This is a genomic window from Isoptericola sp. NPDC057559 (assembly GCF_042801555.1).
Taxonomy (GTDB): domain Bacteria; phylum Actinomycetota; class Actinomycetes; order Actinomycetales; family Cellulomonadaceae; genus Isoptericola.
On sequence record NZ_JBHVFQ010000021.1, the window covers coordinates 1 to 21,489 of the forward strand.

Genomic DNA, 21,489 nt, shown 5'->3' on the forward strand with positions numbered 1-21,489 from the left:
GGCGCGAGCTCGGCGCCGTCCCTCGAGGGACGGCGCCGAGCTCGCGCCCACAGCGCGTTGAGAGGACTGGCATGACCGACACCCCCTGGCTCGTCGTCGGGCTCGGCAACCCCGGCCCGAAGTACGCCGGCAACCGGCACAACGTCGGGCAGATGGTGCTCGACCTGCTCGCCGAGCGCACCGGCGCCCGGTTCTCGCGGCACGCCCGCGCGCAGGCCGTCGTCGCCGAGACCCGCCTCGGCGTGCTGCCCGGCGGGCGCCCCGGCCCGCGCGTCGTGCTCGCCAAGCCCACGACGTACATGAACACGTCCGGGGGCCCCGTCGCCGGGCTGGCCAAGTACTACGGCGTGGACCCCGCGCAGGTGGTCGTCGTGCACGACGAGGTCGACATCCCGTTCGACACCATCAAGCTCAAGTCCGGCGGCGGCGAGGGCGGCCACAACGGGCTGCGCGACATCACCAAGGCGCTCGGCACCAAGGACTACGTGCGCGTGCGCGTCGGCGTCGGCCGCCCCCCGGGCCGCATGGACACCGCCGACCACGTCCTCAAGGACTTCTCCGGCACCGAGCGCAAGGACCTCCCCATCCTCGTCGACGACGCCGCCGACGCCGTGGAGATGGTGCTGGCCGAGGGGCTGCTCGCGGCCCAGGGGAAGTTCCACACGAAGGTCTGAGGGGGTCCTGACCGGCCAGTTCACCCGGGTGGAATGGCCCCGCCCGGGCCCATTCCGTGCTCCGGTCTCCTTACGCTCGACGGGCGGTCTCGACCGTCCGCACGAGGAGGAACCATGGGCCCGACGGTGGCACTGGCGCACGACTACCTGACGCAGCGCGGGGGCGCCGAGCGGGTGGCGCTGACGATGGCCCAGGCCTTCCCGTCGTCGCCGCTCTACACGACGCTGTACCACCCCGACGGGACGTATCCCGAGTTCGCGGACGTGGACGTGCGACCCTCGCGGCTCGACCGGGTCGGGCTGCTGCGGCGCAACCACCGGTTGGCCCTGCCGCTGCTCCGCGGCGCGGTCGAGAGCCAGGCCGTGGACGCCGACGTGCTCCTCGCCAGCTCCAGCGGCTGGGCGCACCGCTACCGCGGCGCCCGCCGCACGGTGGTGTACTGCTATGCCCCCGCCCGCTGGCTCTACCAGCGCGACCGCTACCTCTCCGGGGCCTCCGGCCGTGCCTGGAAGGACCGGTGGCGCACGGGGCTCGCCGGGGCGGCGCTCGACCTCCTCGGCCCCGGGCTGCGGGCCTCGGACACGGCCGCCGCCGCACGGGCCGACGTCTACCTGGCCGTCTCGACGGTCGCCCGGGACGCCGTCCGCGAGGCCTACGGCATCGACGCCGAGGTCGTGCCGCCCCCGCCGGCGATGGAGCCGGAGGGCCCCGCGTCCCCGGTGCCCGGCGTGGCTCCCGGCTACCTGCTCTGCGTCGCCCGGCTGCTGCCGTACAAGAACGTCGACGTCGTCGTCGCGGCCGCACGCCGGCTGCGGCTGCCCCTCGTCGTGGTCGGGGTCGGCCCGGACCGCGAGCGGCTCGAGCGGCTGGCCGGCGACGCCCTCGTCGCGCCCGGGACGCCCGCCGCCGGGCGGGAGGACGGCGTGCGGCTCGTCGGCAAGGTCGACGACGCGCAGCTGCGCTGGCTCTACGGCAACGCCTCGCTGCTGGTGGCCACGTCGTACGAGGACTACGGCCTCACGCCCCTGGAGGCGGCGGCGTTCGGCGTCCCGGCGGTGACGCTCGGCACGGGCGGCTATCTCGACACGGTGGTCGACGGCGTGACGGGGCTGTACGTGGAGCGCCCGGAGGCCGCGCAGGTCGCCGAGGGGATCGAGGCGGCGCTGAGGCGCTCCTGGGACCAGGAGGCCATCGGAGTTCACGTCAAGGGGTTCTCCCGCGACGCGTTCGTCGCCCGGCTCCAGGCCGTGGTGGCGCAGGAGGTCGCGGTGGCCCGGGCGCCGGGCACGCGCGGAGAGGTCGGGGTCCGATGACCGTCCGGGAGTTCCTGCGGGTGATGTGGGCGGGCAAGTACCTCGTCGTCGCCTCCGTCGTGCTCGCCCTCGCCGCCGCGGTGGTGTACGCCGACCGGAAGCCGGAACTGTACGAGGCGACCGCCTCGGTCCAGATCAACGCGGTCGACCTGGGCGGGGACACCGCCTCCACCGCCACCACCACCACGGTCGACACCGACCCTCGGCTGGTCGAGGCGCCGGGCGTCCTCAGGTCGGTCGCCAAGGCGGTGGGTGGCGGCGCCGACCCCAAGGCCCTCGCGGGACAGGTGTCCGGCCAGTACGACGCGGGCAGCCAGATCATGACCGTCACCACCACGGCCAGCACGCCGGAGAGCGCGGTCGAGCTGGCGAACGCGGTCGCCTCCGCGTACGTCGGGAGCCTGCCGGGCGTCATCGACGACCAGATCGCGGAGCTCGACGCCCGGCGCGACGCGCTGCGCGACCAGCTCGGCGCCGTCGACAAGCAGGTGGCGGACTCGCCGAAGGACCCCCTGGCCGGTGCGGAGCGCTCCACGATCATCGACCAGTACCAGACGCTCTCCGCGAGCCGGAGCACGCTCGAGTCGATCGTGACGCCCGCGCAGGTGCTGACGCCCGCGACCGGGTCGTCGGCGGTGGTCGTCGGGCTGCCGCGGGCGAGCATCGTCCTCCTGGGGGCGCTCGCGGGGCTCGCGGTCGGCGTGGGCCTCGCCCTGGCACGGCGAGCCCTCGACTCGCGGGTCCGGGCCCGGCCCGACGCTGCGGCGGCGGCCGGGGTCCCGGTGATCGCGGAGCTGTACGGGGTGACGCGCGCCGCCAAGTCCTACCGGCGCACGCCCGTCCTGCCGATCTCGAGCAGGGTCGCGTCCCCGTTCACCGAGTCGATCCGGGAGCTGCGCACCGCGCTGCACGTGGCGATGCAGGACGTGGAGCACGCCGTCGTCGTGGTGACGGCCACGGACCCGCACGCCCCCCGCTCGTTCATCGCGGCGAACCTCGCGGCGTCCTGGGCCATGAGCGGGCGCAGCACGGTCGCGGTGTCGGGCGACCTGCGCAGGCCGGACATGGAGAATCTGCTGCCGCGGCCGAACGGGCCGGGCACCGACCCCGACGGGATGCGACCCACCCAGGTGCCGAACCTCCGGTTCCTCGCGCTCCACGACCCGACGATGGACCCCGCCGACTTCCTGGCGACCGACCGGGTCCGGGCGACGATCGAGGCGGCGCGCGACGCCGGCGAGGTGCTCGTCATCGACGCGCCGCCCGTGCTGGCCGCCGCCGACGCGACGATCCTCGGTGCCTTCGCGGACTGCGTCGTGCTCGTCGCGACGGCGGGCCGCACCGCCCGGAGCGTCCTGGCCGAGGCCGCCGAGCGCCTGCGGATCAACGGGGTGCCGCTGACCGGCGTCGCGCTCGCCGGGGTGAAGGGCGACAGCAGGATGGTCTACGCCTCGACGTACGGCGACCCCGTCGACGCGGAGGCTGCCGCCGTGGCGCCCGAGCCCGAGGAGACGTCGTCCGACGAGTCGTCGCCGACGGGCGCGCCGCCCGTACAGGCGCCCGTACAGGCGCCCGATGACGACGCAGCGGCGCCGGAGGCGGGCGGGCCGCCCCGACCAGCCGCGACGCACCGGCCGGCCGGGCACGGGGGGCAGGCGGGACACTCCCGCCGGCCCCCGACCTTCCCGCCCACCGGCGCCGGCCCGGGCAAGACGACGGCGGACGCGGACACCGGGTCCGACCCGACGCCGGCGGACGTGGCTCCCACGATCGGTCGGCTCCTGCGGACCGCGCGCCGGTCGTGACCGGCCGTCGCCGCCGCGGCGCACGACCCGGGCCGCTGCGGGTGGTGGTCGTCGACCACACGGCGTCGCTGGGCGGCGGCGAGCTGGCCCTGCTGCGGCTCGCGACGGAGCTCGACCCGGAGCGCGTGGAGCTCCGGGCGGTCCTGCTCGACGACGGCCCGCTCGTGGCCCGGCTGCGGGCGGCCGGCGTGCCGACCGTGGTCGTGCCGGCCGGCCCTCGCACCCGGGGGATGGACCGGCACGCGCTCGCGGGCTCGTGGCGCGCGCTCCTCGCGGCGGGCGACGCCGCCCGCCTCGTGGTCCGGGTGGCGGGCCTGCTCCGAGGGTCCGGCGCGGACGTGGTGCACACCAACTCGCTGCGGGCCGACGTCGTCGGGCTGCTGGCCGCGCGGTGGTGCCGGGTCCCGGTGGTGTGGAGCGTGCACGACCGGATCGCCACGGACTACCTGCCCGCGGCGGCCGTCCGCGTGCTGCGCGCGCTCGCGCGGCGCGGCCCGCGGGCGGTGGTCGCGAACTCGCGCGCCACGGCACGGACGCTCCCCGGGGTGCGGGACCTCACCGTGGTGCACCCCGGATTCGCACCGGACCAGGCGCTGCCGTCCTTCGAGGCACGCGTCGTCCCCGACCGCAAGGTCGTCGGGCTGGTGGGCCGGCTCAGCCCCACCAAGGGCCAGCTGGAGCTGGTCCGGGCCGCGCCGGCGGTGCTGGACCGGCATCCCGACGCCCGCTTCCGCCTCGTCGGGGGCGCCCTCTTCGGCGCCGACGGCTACGCGGACGCCGTCGCGAACGAGATCGGCCGCCTCGGGCTGCGCGGCGTCGTGGAGGTCGTCGGGTTCAGCGACGCCCCGGCCGCGGAGATCGACCGCCTCTCCGTGTGCGTCCACGCCTCGCCCGTCCCCGAGCCGTTCGGCCAGGTGGTCGTGGAGGCGGCGGTGCGCGGCGTCCCCGTGGTGGCGACGGACGCGGGCGGCGTCCCGGAGATCCTGCGCCCGCAGGGCCGGGACCTGGGCGTGCTCGTCGCGCCGGGCGACGCGGCCGCGCTCGCGGCGGGGGTCCTGGCCGTGCTCGACGACCCGGGTGCCGCCCAGCAGCGGGCGCGGGCGGCGTACGACGACACGACCCGACGATTCCCGGCGCGCGAGACCGCCCGCGCGGTCACGGCGGTGTGGGAGCGGGCCGCCGCCCCGCGCCGACGGCGTCGACCACGTCCCGCATGAGCGCGACCTGACGCTCCCAGGTGGGGATCGGCTCGGCCGGCTCGTCGGGCGCGGTGGGCGCGTCGGACTCGGCGGAGCGCGACAGGACGGCGTCACGCACGGCGCCGGCGAACCGCTCCGCCGGCGCGACCACGACGTGCGGGTCGGCCGTGTCGCGGAAGCCTGCGACGGGGGTCGAGACGACCGGCCGCCCCACCGCGCGGTACTCGTACAGCTTGAGCGGGTCGAGGCTGTCCGTGAACTCGTCGACGACGTGGGGCACGACGAGGGCGTCCGCGTGCCGCAGGTAGGCCGGCACGGTGTCGAAGGCCCGGGCGCCGAGGAGCACGACGCCCGCGCGGCGGAGGCGGTCGGCGGCGGGCCGCTCGAGCGCGACGGGGCCGACCAGCACCAGGGTGCCGTCGCCGCCGAGCGCGCGGGCGGTGGCCTCGCACAGCGCGACGTCGAGGCGGTCGGTGTGCAGCGTGCCGACGTAGACCGCCGTCGGGCCGTCCGGGAGGTCGTGCGGCCGGGCCGCGGGGCGCCGGTAGCGCTCGAGGTCGACGCCGTTGGTGACGAGCACCAGCGAGCGGGCGTCGGCCTTGCGCGCGGCGAGGGCGGGCGAGCAGACGGTGACGGCCGCGGCGTGCTCCACGAGGTAGCGGTCGCCGTCGGCGACCCGGCGCGACTCCGCGGCGCCGCGGGTCGCGGCCGTCCAGTCGTCGGTCACGTCGTAGAGGGCGGGCCAGCGGCTGCGTCGGGCGAGGGTGGCGCCGTAGGGGTCGTTGACCCACAGCACCGGGCGGGCGAGGCCCAGGCGGCGGGCGGCGCGGACGACGCCGGCGGCCCGCCGGGCGTCGCCGCCCCCGTCGACGCGGCGCGGCAGGAGCTTGGTGGGCTGGAGCAGCCACAGCCGCCGCGGCCCGACGCCGTCCACCGGCGGCGCGGGCCGCAGCCCGCGGCCGCGCCGCGGCCACCCGCCCCGCGAGAGGGCGTGCAGCGGGTCGCTCACCGGTTCGACGAAGAGGACGCGCAGGGTGGGCCGCTCCCGCAGGAGCCCGGCGACGAGGTGCTGGTTGCGGCGCCAGACCTCGTCCCACGGCTCCAGCGACATGACGACCAGGTCGGGCGCGTCGCCCGGCGCGGGGCTCATGACAGCACGCTCCGGTACACCCGCTCGGTGGCCTCGGCCTGGTGCGCGAGGGAGAACTCCGCCTGCTGCCGGGACTGCAGCGCGGCGCCGTACCGGTCGCGCAGGCGAGGGTCGGCGGCGAGACGCGCGAGGCGCTCCCCGGCGTCGACGACGTCGCCGGTGGCGTACAGGCCCGGCCCGCCCGCGGGCCCCAGGGACTCGACGTGGCCGCCCGACCCGTCGGCGACGACCGGGGTGCCGCTCGCCATCGCCTCCAGCACGCTGAGCCCGAAGCCGTCCCCCGGTGTGGGGGCCAGGAAGACCGAGGCGTCGGCGAGGAGCGCCGGGACGTCGTCGCGGTGCCCGAGGAGGTCCACGGCGCCGTCCAGCCCGAGCTCCCCGACGAGCTCCTTGGTCGCGACCTCGAGGGAGCCACCGCCCGCGACCTGCAGACGCCAGCCGCGGCCCGCGAGGCCCGAGGCGGCGAAAGCACGCACACCGGCGTCCACGTGCTTCTCCGGCTCCAGCCGCGACGCGACGAGCACCACGGGCGACCGCAGCGCCGCGCCGCGCGGCGGCGGCCGCCGGTCCACGCCGGCGACGACGACCTCGCTCGGCCCGTCGATCCGGTCCTGCACGTAGCGGCTGATCGCGATCTGGGCCGCCACGGTGCGCCGGACGAGGTGCGCGGCGGCCCGGCCGCCCAGGCTGCGCCCGCGCGCCAGGGCGAAGTGCCGGGTCACGACCAGCGGGACCCGGCGCGTGAGCACCCGGGCGTCGAGGCAGGCGGCGACCTCGGCCGCCGTCATGTGCGCGTGGACGACGTCAGGGCGGGGGACGGCGCCGACGGACCGGCGGGCCCGGGCCACGGTCGACCCGGGCAGCAGCCGGACCGCGTCGCCGACGACGGCGCGCATCGGGCCGGCGGCGCCGCCCACCACGGTGACGTCGTGGCCCGCCCGGGCCTGCGCGAGCGCGAGGCGCGCGACGTGCGCCTCGACCCCGGCGTACGCGTCGGTGACGACGACGTGGGCGATCCTCACGGCGTCCCCACCGGGGCCGGGGTGCGCGGCTCCGTGCCGCGGCCGGACGCACGGGCGGCACGGCGCAGCGCCGTGGGCGGCGGCGCGCCCGGAGCCTTGTCGAACCCCTCCGCGCCCAGGCAGACGCCGACGAGCACGAACGGCAGCGACACGATGATCGCCACCCAGAACTGGTCGAACTGGCTGGCCACGAGGCGGGACGCGAGCAGGGCCACGGCGAGGGTCCCGTACCGCCGGTCCATCCGCCAGGCCACCCCGAGGGTGCCGAGCATGAGGACGGCGAACCCTGCCAGCCCGACGACCCCGACGGACGAGAGCACCTCGGCCACCGCGTTCGGCGGCTGGAAGCCGGGCTCGGGGCCCACCGTCCACCAGCGCAGGCCGGCCCCGAACCACGGGTGCTCCCGCCAGACGGCGAAGCCGCCCTCGATGCCCGCGGCGCGGAACGCGGTCGAGTTGAACGGGTCGGTGCCGGAGAGGTCGTCCTGGACGCGCCCGGCCACGAAGACTGCGGCGGGGACCATCGTCAGCAGCATGAGGACCGGTGCGATCCTGCGGCCGTGGCCCGGGCGCAGGGCGAGCACGATGAGCCCGACGCCGAGGCCGACGATCGCCTGCCGGGACTGGACGGCCATCATGCCGAGGACCAGCACGTAGAACGCGGGGATGCGGAACCACGCGGGCCAGTGCAGCCACGGCTGGCGGACGAAGGCGAGCAGAGCGACGGACATGAACAGCGGCCCGGCGAGGTTCTTGTGCAGCGCGAAGGGCCAGCTCGGGTAGACGGGGGACAGGTTGCCCTGCGCGAGCTGGACCGCCCCGACGGCGCACGCGTTCAGCGCGATGACGAGCACCAGGAGCGTGAGGAGCGTCAGCCCGAGCGTCGCCCGACCGGACCGGCCCACCGCCCAGCCGACCACCAGGGCACCGCCCACGAGGAGCCACGCGTGGAACCACTCCACGCCGTTCTGCAGGAACGGCGTCGCGACCACGGCGAAGAGCGTGGCGAGCTGGTAGACGGCCGAGAGCCACAGCATGGAGCGCAGCGCCGGTGTGAAGGGGCGCGGGGAGAACAGGACGGCGACCCAGAACGTGGCGAACAGCGTCACGTCGCCCAGCGACATGTTGAGGGCGTCGCCGCCCACCCGTGCGGCGACCACGAAGGTCGGCATCGCGACGACCGGGACCAGCGACGGGTCGTAGACGGTCACGCCCACGACGAGCACGACGGCGGCCGCGGCCGCGCCGAGGGTGACGTCGTGCGCGATGACGTAGGTGACGGCCAGGACGGCGACGGCGGCGACGGCCGTCCAGGTGACCGAGCCTGTCGCCGCGCGCAGGTCGACGCGGGGGCCGACGCCGCTCACGGGGCCGTCACCTCGGCGTCCTCCAGCAGGGCGGGGCCGGCGAGATAGGCGCGCAGCCGGCGCTGCGCACCCGCGCGGCGGGTGCCGCGCAGCGCCGCCGACCGCACCGCGGCTCCGGCGACGAGCGCGGCGCGGGCGGCCGCCCAGCCGGCGGTGCCGTAGTGCTTGCGGAGGTAGCGCTCCTGCGAGGCGTGGAAGTGCAGCTCGCGGACCCGGTCGTCGCCCCCGGTCCCCGCGCCCTCGTGGACGACCTCCGCCGTCGGGACGACGGCGTGCCGCCATCCCTGCCGGTCCGCGCGGTACGCCCAGTCGGTCTCCTCGGCGTAGAGGAAGAAGCGCTCGTCGAGCACGCCCACGCTGCGCAGCGCCGACGCCCGCACCAGCAGGGCCGAGCCGATGACGAAGGTGCGCTCCCGCGGGAGTCGGAGCCGCCCGAGCCCCGCGGCCTCCAGCCACGCCCGGGCGGGGGAGGGGAACGGCCACGCGACGCGGCCGGGGGTCCCGGCGGAGTCGACCTGCGCCGGGCCGACGCTCGCCAGGCCCGGGTCCGCGTGCAGGGCGGTGTGGAGCGCGGTCACGGTGTCCGGGCCGACGACGGCGTCCGGGTTGAGCAGGAACAGGTCGGCGCCCGGGTCCTGGCGGTGCGCGAGGGCGAGGTTGACGGCGGCCGCGAACCCGAGGTTCCGCCCCGGGTCGTGGTACGCGCCCTCGCAGGCCTCGGTGATCGCGCGGTGCCGCGGGTCGGACGAGTTGTCCACGACCGTCAGGGGGTAGGCCCCGGCCAGGGGCTCGAGCGCGGTCCGCAGCAGCTCCGGCCGGCCGTAGGCGACCACGACCACCTCGACCCGGGGCCGGTGGGTCGTCCCCCCGGACGCGACCGGCGCGACCGGCGCGGCCGGGACGACCGCCGCGGCCGCGGCGGGCTCGCCGCGCACCGCTTCGTAGACCGCGCGGTACTGCCGGGCGACCTCCGGCCACGAGCACTCGCGGGCGCGGTCGAGCCCCGCCTGGCGGAGCACGCGCGCCGTTCCCGGCCGCGTCGCCTGGTGGATGCCGTCCCGGAGCGCGTCCGGGTCGCCGGGCGCCACGAGCACACCGGCACCCGCGACGAGGTCGGGGACCGAGCCGACCCGGGTCGCCACGACCGGGGTGCCGCACGCCATCGCCTCGACGACGACCCGCCCGAACTGCTCGGCGAGCCCGGGGGTGTCCCGCGACGGCACGACGAGGACGTCGAGCCCGCGGTAGAACGCCGGCAGCTCCTCGGTGTCGAGCGGGCCGAGGAAGACGGCGCGGCCGGCGAGCGGCGCGCCCAGGCGCCGCAGGCGGGCCTCCTCCGGCCCCGCCCCGGCGACGACCAGCTCCAGGCCGGGGTCGTCCGCCACCGCGGCCAGCAGGACGTCGACCCCCTTCTGCGCGGTCAGCCGCCCGGCGTACCCGACGCGCACCCGGCCGCCGGGACGTCGCTCGGCGGGGGCGGCCGACGGGCTGAAGAGCCGGGTGTCCACCCCCAGCGGGATCCGGGTGACGAGGCCCTGCGCGCCCTTGTAGCGCACGATGCGCGCGGCGTCGTGGTTGCACGTGACCACCGCGGCCGCGCGGCGGAGGGCGGCGCTCTCGAGGGCCCGGAACGGCAGGGGGTAGCGCTTGAGCAGGTTCTGCGCCGAGTAGAGCAGGAAGGGCGCGGGGCGGCCCGGGCGGCGGCCGCGGAGCGTGTCGACGAGGCGGCGCACGGCACGGACCGCCAGGACCTCCGCGGTGGCGAGGGCGACGGGCTCCTCGTGGATGTCGAGCACGTCCCACCGCTCGCCGAACAGCCGCCACAGCACGCGCGGGTCGTAGAGGAACAGGGCGGGGTGGCGGCCCAGCGTGGCCGCGGTCTCGAGCTCCTCGCCCGCCCGCGGCGCGGGCCGGACGTCGCGCCCGCCCTCGTCCCACACGGCCGCGGTGAGCACCCGGACGGTGTCGCCGTGGCGGCGCAGCTCGCGCTCCCGCTCGCGCCAGGCGTCCACGACGGCGCTGTGGGAGACACGCAGGACCTTCATGGCTCCCGATCCTCGCCGCCGGACCACGAGCGCGGAACGCCAGGGGCCCGGAATCACCCGGGTCACGGGCCATTTCACCCCGGGCAACCCTCACGCGGGACGCGCGGTGCTGGTTAGCGTCGAGGCGGCTGAGATGCCACCGGTCCGGGGCCACCCTGCCCCGACGACCGGCCGGACGACGACGACGGGGGACGACGATGCGAGTGCTCGTCGATGGTGACCGGGGCTATGTCGGTGCGGTCCTCGTGCCGTTCCTGCAGGCGGCGGGCCACGAGGTGGTCGGGCTCGACGCCGGCTGGTACGACGGCTGCGACTTCGGCCCACCCGTGACGGGGTACGAGCAGCGCACCGGGGACGTCCGCGACGCGCGGCCCGAGGACCTCGTCGGCTTCGACGCCGTCGTCCACCTCGCCGCCATCTCCAACGACCCGCTCGGGCACCTCAACCCGCAGGCCACGTTCTCCGTCAACACCGACGGGGCCGTGCGCATGGCGCGGGCGGCGCGCGCGGCGGGCGTGCCGCGGTTCCTGTTCTCCTCCTCGTGCTCCCTGTACGGGGCGGCGGGCGACGCACCCGTCGACGAGGGCGCCGAGTTCCACCCGGTGACGCCCTACGGGGAGTCGAAGATCCAGGCCGAGCGCGCCCTCTCGGGCCTCGCGGACGACGACTTCTCGCCCACGTTCCTGCGGAACGCGACCGCGTACGGTTCGTCGCCCCGGCTGCGCGCCGACATCGTCGTCAACAACCTCACCGGCACCGCGTACACCCGCGGCGAGGTGCGGCTCGCGTCCGACGGGACGCCGTGGCGGCCCCTCGTGCACGTCGAGGACATCGCGCGGGCCTTCCTCGCCGCGATGGAGGCGCCCCGCGAGGTCGTGCACGACCGGGCCTTCAACGTCGGCCGGGACGAGGACGTCGTCCAGATCCGGACCGTCGCCGAGCAGGTCAGTGAGATCACCGGGGCGCCCGTGACCTTCGCCGCCGGCGCGGGCGCCGACGCCCGCAACTACAAGGTGGACTTCACCCGCATCCGCACCGAGCTGCCCGCCGCCGCGCCCCGCTGGACGGTGCCCGACGGGATCCGGCAGATCTGGGAGGACGCGCACCGTTTCGGCCTCACGACCGACGACTTCGAGGGATCCCGCTTCGTCCGCCTGCACCGGGTGAGCGAGCTCGCCGCCAGCGGCGCCCTCGACCTCGAGAACCTGCGGACTACGGCGGTGCCGGCATGACCGCCGTCTCGGCGGCGCGGCACGCCGCCCCGGCGCCGGACGGGTCCTCCCCGCCCGCGCCGTCGTGCCGCCTGTGCGGCGCGCCCCTGACGCGCACCTTCGTGGACCTCGGGATGTCCCCGCCGTGCGAGAGCTACCCGACCGCCGAGCAGGTCGACGGGCCCGAGGTGTTCTACCCCCTGCACGTGCGGGTCTGCGAGCAGTGCCTGCTGGTCCAGCTGCCCGCCTACGTGCCGGCCGAGGACATCTTCGACGACTACGCCTACTTCTCCTCCTACTCCGCGTCGTGGGTGGAGCACGCACGCCGCTACGTCGACGGCGCCGTCGAACGGCTCGGGCTCACCCCCGACCGGTCGTTCGTCGTCGAGGTCGCGAGCAACGACGGCTACCTGCTGCAGCACGTCGTCGACCGCGGGATCCGCTGCCTCGGGATCGAACCGTCGGGCAACGTGGCCGCCGCCGCCGTCGAGCGCGGCGTCCCCACCGTGGTCGAGTTCCTCGGCGACGAGACCGGGCGCCGCGTGCGCGACGAGCACGGCCCCGCCGACCTCGTCGTCGCCAACAACGTGTTCGCGCACGTGCCCGACATCCTCGACTTCTCCCGCGGGCTGCGGCAGCTCGTCGCCGACGACGGCCTGGTGAGCATCGAGATCCCGCACCTGCTCCGGCTGGTCGAGGGCAACGAGTACGACACCATCTACCACGAGCACTACAGCTACCTGTCGCTGCTGACCACGCAGCGCGTCCTCGCCGCCGCGGGGCTCACCGTGGTGGACGTCGACGAGCTGCCCAGCCACGGCGGGTCGCTGCGCACGTGGTCGACGCCGACGCCCGCAGGGGCGCCTCCGGAGCCGTCGGACGCCGTCGCACGCGTGCTCGCCGCCGAGGCCGCGGCGGGGCTGCACACCGTGGACGGGCACGCCGGGTTCGCCGAGCAGGTCGCCGCCGTCCGCGACGACGTGCTGCGCTTCCTGCTCACCGCGCGCCGTGAGGGCAAGCGGGTGGTCGCGTACGGGGCGCCCGGCAAGGGGAACACGCTGCTCAACCACTGCGGCATCCGGTCGGACCTCGTCGAGTTCGCCGTCGACCGCAACCCGTACAAGCACGGGCGGTTCACACCGGGCATGCACATCCCCATCCACGCGCCCGAGGCGCTCGACGCCGCCCGCCCGGACTACGTCGTCGTCATGCCGTGGAACCTGCGCCGGGAGATCTCCGCCCAGCTCGCCCACGTCGCCGACTGGGGCGGCAGGCTGGTGACGTTCCTGCCGCGCCTCGAGGTCTTCGAGCCGGGCACGTGAGCACCGTCGTGCCCGAGTGGCGCTGCCGGTGGTGCCGGTCCGACCGCGCCACGGTCGTGCTCGACCTGGGCGCCCAGCCGGCAGCCGACCTGTTCCCGGAGCCCGAGGACCCGTCGCCCGACCCGGTGCACCCGCTGCGCATGGTGATGTGCGACCGGTGCCGGCTCGCCCAGCTCGAGCACGACCCGACCGGACCCGAGGAGCCGCGGGGCGTGGAGCCCGCCGCGCTGGTCGCGCAGGCACGCTCGGGCGTCGCGGACCTCCTCGCCGCCGGCCTGCTCCACCCCGGCGCGTGGGTGGGCGAGATGCGCAGCCCGCACGGCGGCTCGTGGCTGGAGCACCTGCCGGAGATCGTGCCCGACGCCGTCCTGCTGGACGGGCCCGGCACGGTGCCGGGGATCGCCGCCGACCTCGTCATCGACTCGCTGGGCCTCATGCACGAGCCCGACCAGCGCGCCGCGTGGGACCTGCGGGTCGACGCGCTCGCCCCCGACGGAGTGCTGGCGCTGCACGTGCACCCGCTGTCGGTCATCGTGCGCGACGGCATGTGGAACGCCCTGCGCCACGGCCACTTCGCCTACTACTCCCTGACCGTCCTCGTGGAGGCGGCTCGCGCCGTGGGCCTCGTCCCCGTGGGGCTCTGGCGGTACCCGCTGTACGGCGGCACCCGGCTGGTCGCGCTGGCGCGCGAAGGGTCGCGCCATGCACGGATCGGGGCGCCGTCCGCCGCCGACCTCGTCGCCGCCGAGCTGGTCGTGGAGGCCGCCGCCGGCACCACCGAGCCGTCCTCGGTGCAGGAGCTCCAGCGCCAGGTGGCCCGCTCGGCGTCCGAGCTGCGGCACTGGCTCGACGCGCGCACCGGGAGCATCGTGGCGTACGGCGCGGCGTCGCGCGCCGTCGCGCTGTTCGCGCTCGCGGGCGTGACCGCCGACGACGTGCTGGCGGTCGTGGACGCGTCGCCGGCGAAGCAGGGCCGGGCGATGCCGGGCGGTCCCGGCCCGCGCGTGCCGGTGCTCGGGCCGGACCTCTTCGCCGAGGTCCGGCCGGACCGGGTGCTGCTGCTGGTGCCGGACCTCCTCGACGAGGTCCGCTCGGCGCACCCGGAGGTGGAGGCGTTCGGCGGGCGCTGGGTCGTCGCCGAGCCGGAGCTCGTCGAGGTCGAGCCGCTCAGCCGGGACGGTGGTCGCCTGCGGTGAGCCGCGCGACGAGCGCGGTCCAGGACCCGGCGGCGGCGTCGCGGTCGCTGACGAGGGTGACGGGCACGGGCCACTCGACGCCGAGGGCGGGGTCGAGGTGGTGCACGGCGACGTCCTCGGAGGGGTCGTGCTCGGCGTCGATGCGGTAGCAGACGTCGGCGGTCTCGGTGAGGGTCTGGTGGCCGTGCAGGCACCCGCGGGGCACGAACAGGACCCGGAAGTCGACGTCGTCGAGGAGGAAGGCCTCGGACCGCCCGAAGGTGGGAGAGCCCGGCCGCGCGTCGACGACCACGTCGTGCACGGCACCGTGCGCCACCCGGACCAGCTTGGCCTCGCCGCCCCCGACGCGGCCGTGCAGCCCGCGCACGACGCCGCGTCGCGACCGCGACTGGCTGTCCTGCACGAACGCCGCCGGGTCGAGGCCCGCCCGGGCGGCGACGTCGGCGTCGAAGGTCCGGGTGAACAGGCCGCGGTCGTCCCGGTGCGGGGTGGGCGCGAGCAGCAGCACGCCGTCGAGAGTGGTGGTCAGCACCTGCATGGCACCACCGTACGAATCGGGCGCCCGGCAGGTCGGGTGAACTCGGTACGGGCACCGGATGAAAAGGCCCGCGGCCCCTTCAACCGTCTGGTACGGCGCCGCAGACTGGCGGCGGGGCCGGCCCCTGCCGGCCCCACCAGGCTCCACGACCCACCGCCCGATCCGCCTCGCTGGGGGACACCATGACGCAGCTGGCGCAGCACACGCCGCGGCCTCGCGGCGCGGCCGTCGCGGGCCCGTCGTTCGACCGCTCGACGGCGGCCCAGGCGCGCCTGCACCGGCTGGTGCCCGGCGGCGCGCACACGTACGCGCGCGGCGCGGACCAGTACCCGGAGGGCATGGCGCCCGTGCTGGCGCGGGGTGCGGGCGCGCACGTCTGGGACGTGGACGGGAACGAGTACGTCGAGTACGGCATGGGGCTGCGCTCCGTCACCCTCGGCCACGGGTTCCGGCCGGTGGTCGACGCCGTCGCGGGGGCGATCGCGGACGGCGTGAGCTTCTCGCGGCCCAGCACGTGGGAGCTCGACGCCGCCGAGGCGTTCTGCGCCCAGGTGTCCGGCGCCGACATGGTGAAGTTCGCGAAGAACGGCTCCGACGTCACCACCGCGGCGGTGCGGCTGGCCCGCGCGGCCACGGGCCGCGACCTGGTGGCCGTGTGCGCCGACCAACCCTTCTTCTCCACGGACGACTGGTTCATCGGCACGACGCCGATGGACGCGGGCATCCCGACGGCCGTCGCCGACCTCACCGTGAGCTTCCCGTACGGGGACCTGGCCGCGGCCGAGGCGCTGCTGGCCCTGCACCCGGGCCGCGTGGCCGCGCTCGTGCTGGAGGCCGCGACGGCGCACGCGAGCCCGCCACCGGGCTACCTCGAGGGGCTGCGCGCCCTGTGCGACCGCGAGGGCGTCGTCCTGGTCTTCGACGAGATCATCACCGGGATGCGGTGGTCGGCCGGCGGCGCGCAGTCGGTGTACGGCGTGGTGCCGGACCTGTCGACGTGGGGCAAGGCGCTCGGCAACGGGTTCGCCGTCTCGGCGCTCGCGGGCCGGCGCGAGCTCATGGAGCTCGGCGGCCTCGCGACCGACGAGCGCCGCGTCTTCCTGCTCTCCACCACCCACGGCGCGGAGACGGCGGGCCTGGCCGCGTGGCTGGCCGTGCACCAGGAGTACGCGGCGCGGGACGTCCCCGCCGTCCTCGCCACGCAGGGCGAGCGGCTGCGCGCGGGCGTGCAGGAGGTGGTCGACGCCGCGGGCCTCACGGGCCGGGTCACGGTCTCGGGGCACCCGGCGTGCCTGGTCTTCGGCACGCTCGACCCCGGCGGGAGGCCGTCGCAGGCGTACCGCACGCTGTTCCTCGCCGAGCTGCTGCGCCGCGGCGTGCTCGCGCAGTCGTTCGTCATCTCCGCCGCGCACACCGACGTGGACGTCGACCGCACGGTCGAGGCGGTCGCGGGGGCGCTGCCGGTCTACGCCGCCGCGCTCGACGCGGGCTCCACGGACGGGTTCGTCGCCGGGCGCCCGGTGGCGCCCGCGCTGCGGGACAGGGCCGCGCCCCGCCGGGTGCGCCACGAGGACGAAGGTTCGACGCCGGGAGGTGCGTCATGAAGGTCGTGCTGTTCTGCGGCGGGCTGGGGATGCGGATGCGCTCCGGCCCGGACTCGCTGCCCAAGCCGATGATGCCGATCGGCTCGCGGCCCGTCCTGTGGCACATCATGAAGTACTACGCGCACTTCGGGCACACGGAGTTCGTCCTCGCTCTCGGGTACGGCGCGAACGCCGTGAAGGACTACTTCCTGACCTACCAGGAGACGCACTCCAACGACTTCGTCCTCACCAAGGGCGGCGAGCAGGTCGAGCTGCTGAGCAGCGACATCAGCGAGTGGCGCATCACCTTCGTCGACACCGGCATGGACACCGCGATCGGCGAGCGCCTGCGCCGGGTGCGCCGCTACCTCGACGACGACGAGGTCTTCCTCGCCAACTACGGGGACGTGCTCACCGACGCGCCGATGGACAGGATCGTCGACGACTTCCTGGCCACGGACGCCGTCGGCTCGCTGATGGCCGTGCCGCCGCAGGACTCGTTCCACGTGGTGCGCTACGACCCGGACGGCACCATGCGCGACCTGGAGCCCGTGGCCGACATGACCATGTGCATCAACGGCGGCTACTTCGTGCTGCGCCAGGGCATCTTCGACTACCTGAACGAGGGCGAGGACCTCGTCATGGACGCCTGCGTCCGCGCCGCCCGCGACGGCCGGTTCCGCGTGCACCCGCACACCGGGTTCTGGGCCCCGATGGACACGCTCAAGGAGCGGTCCGCGCTGGAGGAGATGAACCGCGTGGGCGACCGGCCGTGGGCGGTGTGGGACCGCGCCGGCCGTCCCGCCGCCCGCCGGGTGCCGGAGGTCGACGTGGGCGACGTGTCGCCGCTCCCGCGAGCCGTCTGATGCCGCGCGGGGTCGACGGGACCGTCCGCGCGGGGCTGCTCGGCGAGTTCGGCGTCCACAACTTCGGCAACGAGGCCTCGCTCGCGGCCGTCCTCGAGGTGGTGCGGTCCGAGCCGGGGGTCGTCCCCGTCGTGGTGGCGGACCGGTGCGCGGTGGTGAGGGCCGAGCACGGCGTCGAGGCCGTCCCGCTGCACGACCCGGCCGGCCGCCGCGGCGGTGCGCTCGCGGTCCTCGGAAAGCTGCGCGACGCGCGGCACGCCTGGCGGACCGTGCGGGCCCTCGACGTCGTGGTCGTCCCCGGCACCGGGATCTTCGAGGGGCTGGCGATCGCCCCGGGCGGCGTCCCGCTGACCCTCTTCTGGTACGCCCTCGCGGCGCGTGCCCTGCGGCGGCCGCTCGCCGTCCTGTCTGTCGGCGTCGACGCGGCCTTCCACCCCGTCACGACACGACTGTTCCGGTGGACGCTCGACGCCGCGACGGTCCTGTCCGTGCGGGACGAGGGGTCGGCACGTGCCGCCCGGCGCCTCGGCGTGCGGCGACAGCTCGACGTCGTGCCCGATCTGGTCCTCGGCACGCCGGCCCCTGCCGCTCCGCCGGCCGGGACCGCGCGGGTGGCCGTGGGCGTGATCGACTACCGCGGCATCGGGACGGCCGAGGCCGCCGCGGACCGGGAGGCCTACGTCGGGCGAGTGCTCCGGTTGGTGGACCAGGTGGCCGCGGCGGGCGTCGACGTGGTCGTCGTCGGCGGTGCGCTGCCCGACGCGCCGACGGCCCGCGAGGTCGTCGCCCGTGCCTCCGCGGGAGGCCCGGGCCGCGTCGGCCTCTCGGACGCGCGGTCGCTGGAGGACGTGTCGCGGGCGCTCGCGGGCTCGCGCGTGGTCGTCGCCGCCCGGTACCACAACCTCGTGGAGGCGGTGCGCCTGCGCATCCCCGTCGTCTCGCTCGGGTACGGCGCGAAGCAGGGCCGGCTCCTGGAGCAGTTCGGTCAGGGGGACCACGTGCACGCGATCGACGACTTCGACCCGGACGCCGTCGCGGACCAGGTGCTCGGCCTGGTGCGATCCGGCCCCCCGGACACCGGGCCCGCGCTGGACGACGCGGTCCGCGTGCTCGCCGCGCAGGCGGAGGCGCTCCGCGGGATGCTCCGGGCGTCCGCCCCGGACCCGGTCGCGGGACCGGGCCGCGAACGGTCGGAGGCCGCGCGATGATCCCCCTCTCGCTCCCCGACGGCCGGCTCCAGGTGGTGTGCCTCGCCGCCCACCCGGACGACGTCGAGATCGGCTGCGGCGGCACGCTCCTCGCGCTGGCGGAGCGCGGGTCCGTCGACGCGGCCTTCCTCACCCTGACGGGCGACCCGGGCCGCGAGGACGAGGCGCGACAGGCGTCGCAGGCCTTCGTCCCCGGTGCCACGAGCGCGTTCGCCGGCCTGCCCGACGGTCGGCTGCCGGAGCGGTGGGGGGACGTGCGGGCAGCCCTCCACGAGCACGCGGAGCGGCACCCCGCACCCCAGGTGGTCCTGGCACCCCGGACGGACGACGCCCACCAGGACCACCGCCTCGTCGGGACGATGGCGCCGACCGTCTGGCGCGACGCGCTCGTGCTCCACTACGAGATCCCGAAGTGGGACGGCGACATGGGCCGTCCGTCCACCTACGTGCCGGTGGACGACGACCTGGCGCAGCGCAAGACGGAGCTGCTCGACGCCTGCTACCCGTCGCAGAAGGCGCACGACTGGTGGGACCGTGAGGTCTTCCTCGGCCTCATGAGGCTGCGCGGCATGGAGTGCCGCAGCCGCTACGCGGAGGCGTTCGTCGTGGCCAAGAGCGTGCTCGCCACGGGGAGGGGCTCCTGATGCCGCCGGCGCTGTCCTTCGGCCTGCCCGTGCACGACGGGGAGAGGTTCCTCCCGACCGCACTGGAGTCGTTGCTCGACCAGGACCTCGAGGACATCGAGGTCGTCGTCTCCGACAACGGCTCGACCGACGGGACCGAGGAGATCTGCCGTGCGGCGGCGGCCGCCGACCCCCGGGTGCGGTACCACCGGTCACCGACGAACCGCGGCGGCACCTGGAACTACCGCGAGGTGCTCGCGCGGTCCTCGGCGCCGCTCTTCAGCTGGATGGCGGTCGACGACGTCAAGCTCCCGTCGTTCGCCTCCGCGTGCCTCAAGGGCCTCGACGCGCACCCGGAGGCCGTCCTGGCCACGACGCGGGCCCGCCTGATCGACGGGGCGGGGGTGGTGTTCGAGGACCTCCGGGACACGGCGCTCGGCCTGGACGCGGGGACGGCGCACGAACGCGTGCGGAACCTCTACCGGTCCCAGGCCTCGCACGTCATGTACGGCGTGGTCCGACGCTCGGCCCTGGACCGCGCCAGGCCCCTGCTGCCGATGGTGGGCGACGACATCGTGCTCCTCACCGAGCTGCTCTGCCAGGGCCCCGCCGTCGTCGTCGGAGACCAGGCGTTCCTCCAGCGGCGCGTCCCGGAGCAGCTCTCGCTGCAGGGGCACGAACAGGTCAAGTGGCACGCTCCCTCGGCGCGCGTGCGGTTCGCCTTCCCCCAGACGAGGCTGAACCTCGAGCTCTACCGCGCCGTCGCCACGACCGACCTGCCGTGGCGGGAGAAGGCGCGGTGCTGGGGGACGGTCGCGCCCGCCTGGGTGCTGCCGCGCTGGCGGGCGATGGCGCGGGACGTGGCGACCGCGGCCGGAGTCCATGCCTGAGGGCCGCGCCCCCGGGCGGCGTGGGCGCCGCGGCCGCTGGGTGGCCGCTGCCGCGCTGGTCCTGGTCGTCGGGCTCGCCGGGGTCGCGGCGGGCCGGTGGTGGTGGGAGCGGGAGCACCAGGGCCAGGCGATGCAGATCCCGGACACGCACGGGCCTCGGCCCGCCGAGCTGCCGCAGACCCGACCCGCGACGCAGGCGCGGGGCGAGGGCCCGTTCGTCGCGAGGGTGTCCGACGACGGCCGGTACTTCGAGGACGAGGACGGGCGCCCGATCCTGGTGCGTGGTGACTCGCCGTGGTCGTTGCTCGTCGACGTCGCGCCCGCGGACGCGGAGGCCTACCTCGACGACCGCGCGGGGCACGGGGTCAACGCGATCATCGTGTCGCTGCTGGGCGCCAGGGTGAACGGGGGGCCGTCGGACGACGGCGCGACCGCCGACGGAGTCCTGCCCTTCGTGGGTGGTGACGTGCTGCGGTGGCAGCCGGAGTACTGGGACCGCGCGCACCAGGTCCTCGCCGCCGCGGCCGACCGCGGGATCACCGTCTTCCTCTATCCCGTGGACGGCTGGACCGTCGGGCACGCGTTCGTCCCGGCGGCGCTCGACGAGTGCCGCGCGTACGGCGAGCGGGTGGCGACGTGGGCGGCCGACCTCCCCAACGTCATGTGGATGACCGGTGGCGACTACTTCCCGGCCACGGACGACCTTGCCGCCGGCAGCGACGTGGACCACTGCTTCGCCCAGGTCCGTGCCGGGCTGCGCGCCGTCGGCGACCAGCGGCCGTTCTCCATCCAGCTCGGCTACCCCCGGTCCGTCTCGACGGAGAACCCGTTCTGGGCCGGCAAGGTCGACTTCAACTTCGTCTACACGTACCAGCCGACGTCGGTCGCGGTCCGGCAGGCCTACGACCACCGGCCCGCCCTGCCGGCGTTGCTGGGCGAGGCGAACTACGAGCGGGAGAACAACGACGGTGGGCCGCCGACGACGAACGAGACGCTTCGCCGGCAGGTCGCGTGGGCGCTGACCTCGGGTGCGGCCGGTGACTTCTACGGGAGCGACGACTGGGAGTTCCTCGACGGGTGGAGCTCGCGCCTGGACACCCCGGGGCTCCGCCAGGTGGGGGTGGTCCGGGACGTGATCGAGGCACTGCCGTGGTGGCGGCTGGACCCCGTCGCCGGTGACTCGCTCGTGGTCTCCGGGCGTGGCTCGGCGAGCGCGGGCAGCGGTGACGTGCTGCAGAGCGACGTCCTGACCGCTGCCGCCACCGCCGACGGACGCTACGCCGTCGTCTACGTGCCGACGGCACGCGAGATCGGGCTGGACACCGGGGCCCTGGCGGCCGGCTCGTCGGCGCGCTGGGTCGACCCGGCGACGGGTGCGAAGCAGGCGGTGGGGCTCCGTGCGCACCTGCGCACCCCCGGCCGGAACGCGGACGGTGGCGAGGACTGGTTGCTCGTGGTCGCGCCCGGCTGAGCCGC

At 76.0% G+C, this 21,489-nt stretch carries 18 protein-coding genes; 13 read left to right on the forward strand and 5 right to left on the reverse strand.

Annotation, left to right across the window (positions count from 1 at the left end; genetic code table 11):
* The first annotated feature begins 71 nt into the window (after nucleotides 1-71).
* The 4 genes from pth (at nucleotide 72) to ACFU5J_RS16760 (ending at nucleotide 5,010) form a co-directional block, all read left to right on the forward strand.
* Entirely contained in the window at nucleotides 72-674 is a 603-nt protein-coding gene (gene pth, locus ACFU5J_RS16745) for an aminoacyl-tRNA hydrolase (protein WP_430576983.1), read from the forward strand.
* 114 nt (nucleotides 675-788) lie between these two features.
* On the forward strand, nucleotides 789-1,988 hold the full coding sequence (locus tag ACFU5J_RS16750) for a glycosyltransferase (RefSeq protein WP_430579482.1): 1,200 nt from the start codon (nucleotides 789-791) through the stop codon (nucleotides 1,986-1,988).
* A complete protein-coding gene (locus ACFU5J_RS16755) occupies nucleotides 1,985-3,793 on the forward strand; it encodes a hypothetical protein (RefSeq protein ID WP_430579483.1) in 1,809 nt (602 codons plus the stop codon). The genes ACFU5J_RS16750 and ACFU5J_RS16755 overlap by 4 nt, the downstream gene beginning before the upstream one ends.
* On the forward strand, nucleotides 3,790-5,010 hold the full coding sequence (locus ACFU5J_RS16760) for a glycosyltransferase (protein ID WP_430579484.1): 1,221 nt from the start codon (nucleotides 3,790-3,792) through the stop codon (nucleotides 5,008-5,010). The genes ACFU5J_RS16755 and ACFU5J_RS16760 overlap by 4 nt, the downstream gene beginning before the upstream one ends.
* Here ACFU5J_RS16760 and ACFU5J_RS16765 read toward each other — a convergent pair.
* From ACFU5J_RS16765 to ACFU5J_RS16780, 4 genes are read right to left on the reverse strand one after another with little or no spacing between them, the layout of a single operon-like run.
* Nucleotides 4,949-6,142: a glycosyltransferase gene (locus ACFU5J_RS16765; RefSeq protein WP_430579485.1), complete on the reverse strand. Its 1,194-nt coding sequence runs from the start codon at nucleotides 6,140-6,142 to the stop codon at nucleotides 4,949-4,951. The two genes, ACFU5J_RS16760 and ACFU5J_RS16765, sit on opposite strands and share 62 nt — an antisense overlap.
* Nucleotides 6,139-7,164 (reverse strand): glycosyltransferase family 4 protein, encoded by a 1,026-nt coding sequence (locus ACFU5J_RS16770; RefSeq protein WP_430576988.1) that lies wholly within the window; start codon nucleotides 7,162-7,164, stop codon nucleotides 6,139-6,141. Before ACFU5J_RS16770 ends, ACFU5J_RS16765 begins: the two co-directional genes overlap by 4 nt.
* Entirely contained in the window at nucleotides 7,161-8,531 is a 1,371-nt protein-coding gene (locus ACFU5J_RS16775; protein ID WP_430576989.1) for an O-antigen ligase family protein, read from the reverse strand. Before ACFU5J_RS16775 ends, ACFU5J_RS16770 begins: the two co-directional genes overlap by 4 nt.
* Nucleotides 8,528-10,576 (reverse strand): glycosyltransferase, encoded by a 2,049-nt coding sequence (locus ACFU5J_RS16780; RefSeq protein WP_430579486.1) that lies wholly within the window; start codon nucleotides 10,574-10,576, stop codon nucleotides 8,528-8,530. Before ACFU5J_RS16780 ends, ACFU5J_RS16775 begins: the two co-directional genes overlap by 4 nt.
* A gap of 197 nt (nucleotides 10,577-10,773) precedes the next feature.
* On the opposite strand from ACFU5J_RS16780, the gene ACFU5J_RS16785 reads away from it, so the two are divergent.
* From ACFU5J_RS16785 to ACFU5J_RS16795, 3 genes are read left to right on the forward strand one after another with little or no spacing between them, the layout of a single operon-like run.
* Entirely contained in the window at nucleotides 10,774-11,808 is a 1,035-nt protein-coding gene (locus tag ACFU5J_RS16785) for an NAD-dependent epimerase/dehydratase family protein (protein WP_430579487.1), read from the forward strand.
* On the forward strand, nucleotides 11,805-13,109 hold the full coding sequence (locus tag ACFU5J_RS16790; RefSeq protein ID WP_430579488.1) for a methyltransferase domain-containing protein: 1,305 nt from the start codon (nucleotides 11,805-11,807) through the stop codon (nucleotides 13,107-13,109). Before ACFU5J_RS16785 ends, ACFU5J_RS16790 begins: the two co-directional genes overlap by 4 nt.
* Complete coding sequence (locus ACFU5J_RS16795; protein WP_430579489.1) at nucleotides 13,106-14,305, forward strand: class I SAM-dependent methyltransferase; 1,200 nt, start codon at nucleotides 13,106-13,108, stop codon at nucleotides 14,303-14,305. Before ACFU5J_RS16790 ends, ACFU5J_RS16795 begins: the two co-directional genes overlap by 4 nt.
* Here the strand turns inward: ACFU5J_RS16795 and ACFU5J_RS16800 are convergent.
* Nucleotides 14,277-14,843: a dTDP-4-dehydrorhamnose 3,5-epimerase family protein gene (locus tag ACFU5J_RS16800; protein WP_430576994.1), complete on the reverse strand. Its 567-nt coding sequence runs from the start codon at nucleotides 14,841-14,843 to the stop codon at nucleotides 14,277-14,279. The two genes, ACFU5J_RS16795 and ACFU5J_RS16800, sit on opposite strands and share 29 nt — an antisense overlap.
* 182 nt (nucleotides 14,844-15,025) lie before the next feature.
* Here ACFU5J_RS16800 and ACFU5J_RS16805 point away from each other — a divergent pair, with 182 nt between their 5' ends.
* The 6 genes from ACFU5J_RS16805 to ACFU5J_RS16830 are packed head-to-tail and all read left to right on the forward strand — an operon-like array spanning nucleotide 15,026 to nucleotide 21,484.
* The gene (locus ACFU5J_RS16805; protein ID WP_430579490.1) at nucleotides 15,026-16,447 is read left to right on the forward strand and encodes a glutamate-1-semialdehyde 2,1-aminomutase; all 1,422 of its coding nucleotides are present in this window, start codon (nucleotides 15,026-15,028) and stop codon (nucleotides 16,445-16,447) included.
* Nucleotides 16,444-17,292, forward strand: coding sequence for a sugar phosphate nucleotidyltransferase (locus tag ACFU5J_RS16810; protein WP_430579491.1), 849 nt, complete (start codon nucleotides 16,444-16,446; stop codon nucleotides 17,290-17,292). Before ACFU5J_RS16805 ends, ACFU5J_RS16810 begins: the two co-directional genes overlap by 4 nt.
* The gene (locus tag ACFU5J_RS16815) at nucleotides 17,292-18,500 is read left to right on the forward strand and encodes a polysaccharide pyruvyl transferase family protein (protein WP_430579492.1); all 1,209 of its coding nucleotides are present in this window, start codon (nucleotides 17,292-17,294) and stop codon (nucleotides 18,498-18,500) included. Before ACFU5J_RS16810 ends, ACFU5J_RS16815 begins: the two co-directional genes overlap by 1 nt.
* On the forward strand, nucleotides 18,497-19,144 hold the full coding sequence (locus ACFU5J_RS16820) for a PIG-L deacetylase family protein (protein ID WP_430579493.1): 648 nt from the start codon (nucleotides 18,497-18,499) through the stop codon (nucleotides 19,142-19,144). The genes ACFU5J_RS16815 and ACFU5J_RS16820 overlap by 4 nt, the downstream gene beginning before the upstream one ends.
* Nucleotides 19,144-20,013: a glycosyltransferase family 2 protein gene (locus ACFU5J_RS16825; protein ID WP_430579494.1), complete on the forward strand. Its 870-nt coding sequence runs from the start codon at nucleotides 19,144-19,146 to the stop codon at nucleotides 20,011-20,013. Before ACFU5J_RS16820 ends, ACFU5J_RS16825 begins: the two co-directional genes overlap by 1 nt.
* Nucleotides 20,006-21,484, forward strand: coding sequence for a DUF4038 domain-containing protein (locus ACFU5J_RS16830; RefSeq protein WP_430579495.1), 1,479 nt, complete (start codon nucleotides 20,006-20,008; stop codon nucleotides 21,482-21,484). The genes ACFU5J_RS16825 and ACFU5J_RS16830 overlap by 8 nt, the downstream gene beginning before the upstream one ends.
* Nucleotides 21,485-21,489: the final 5 nt, after the last annotated feature.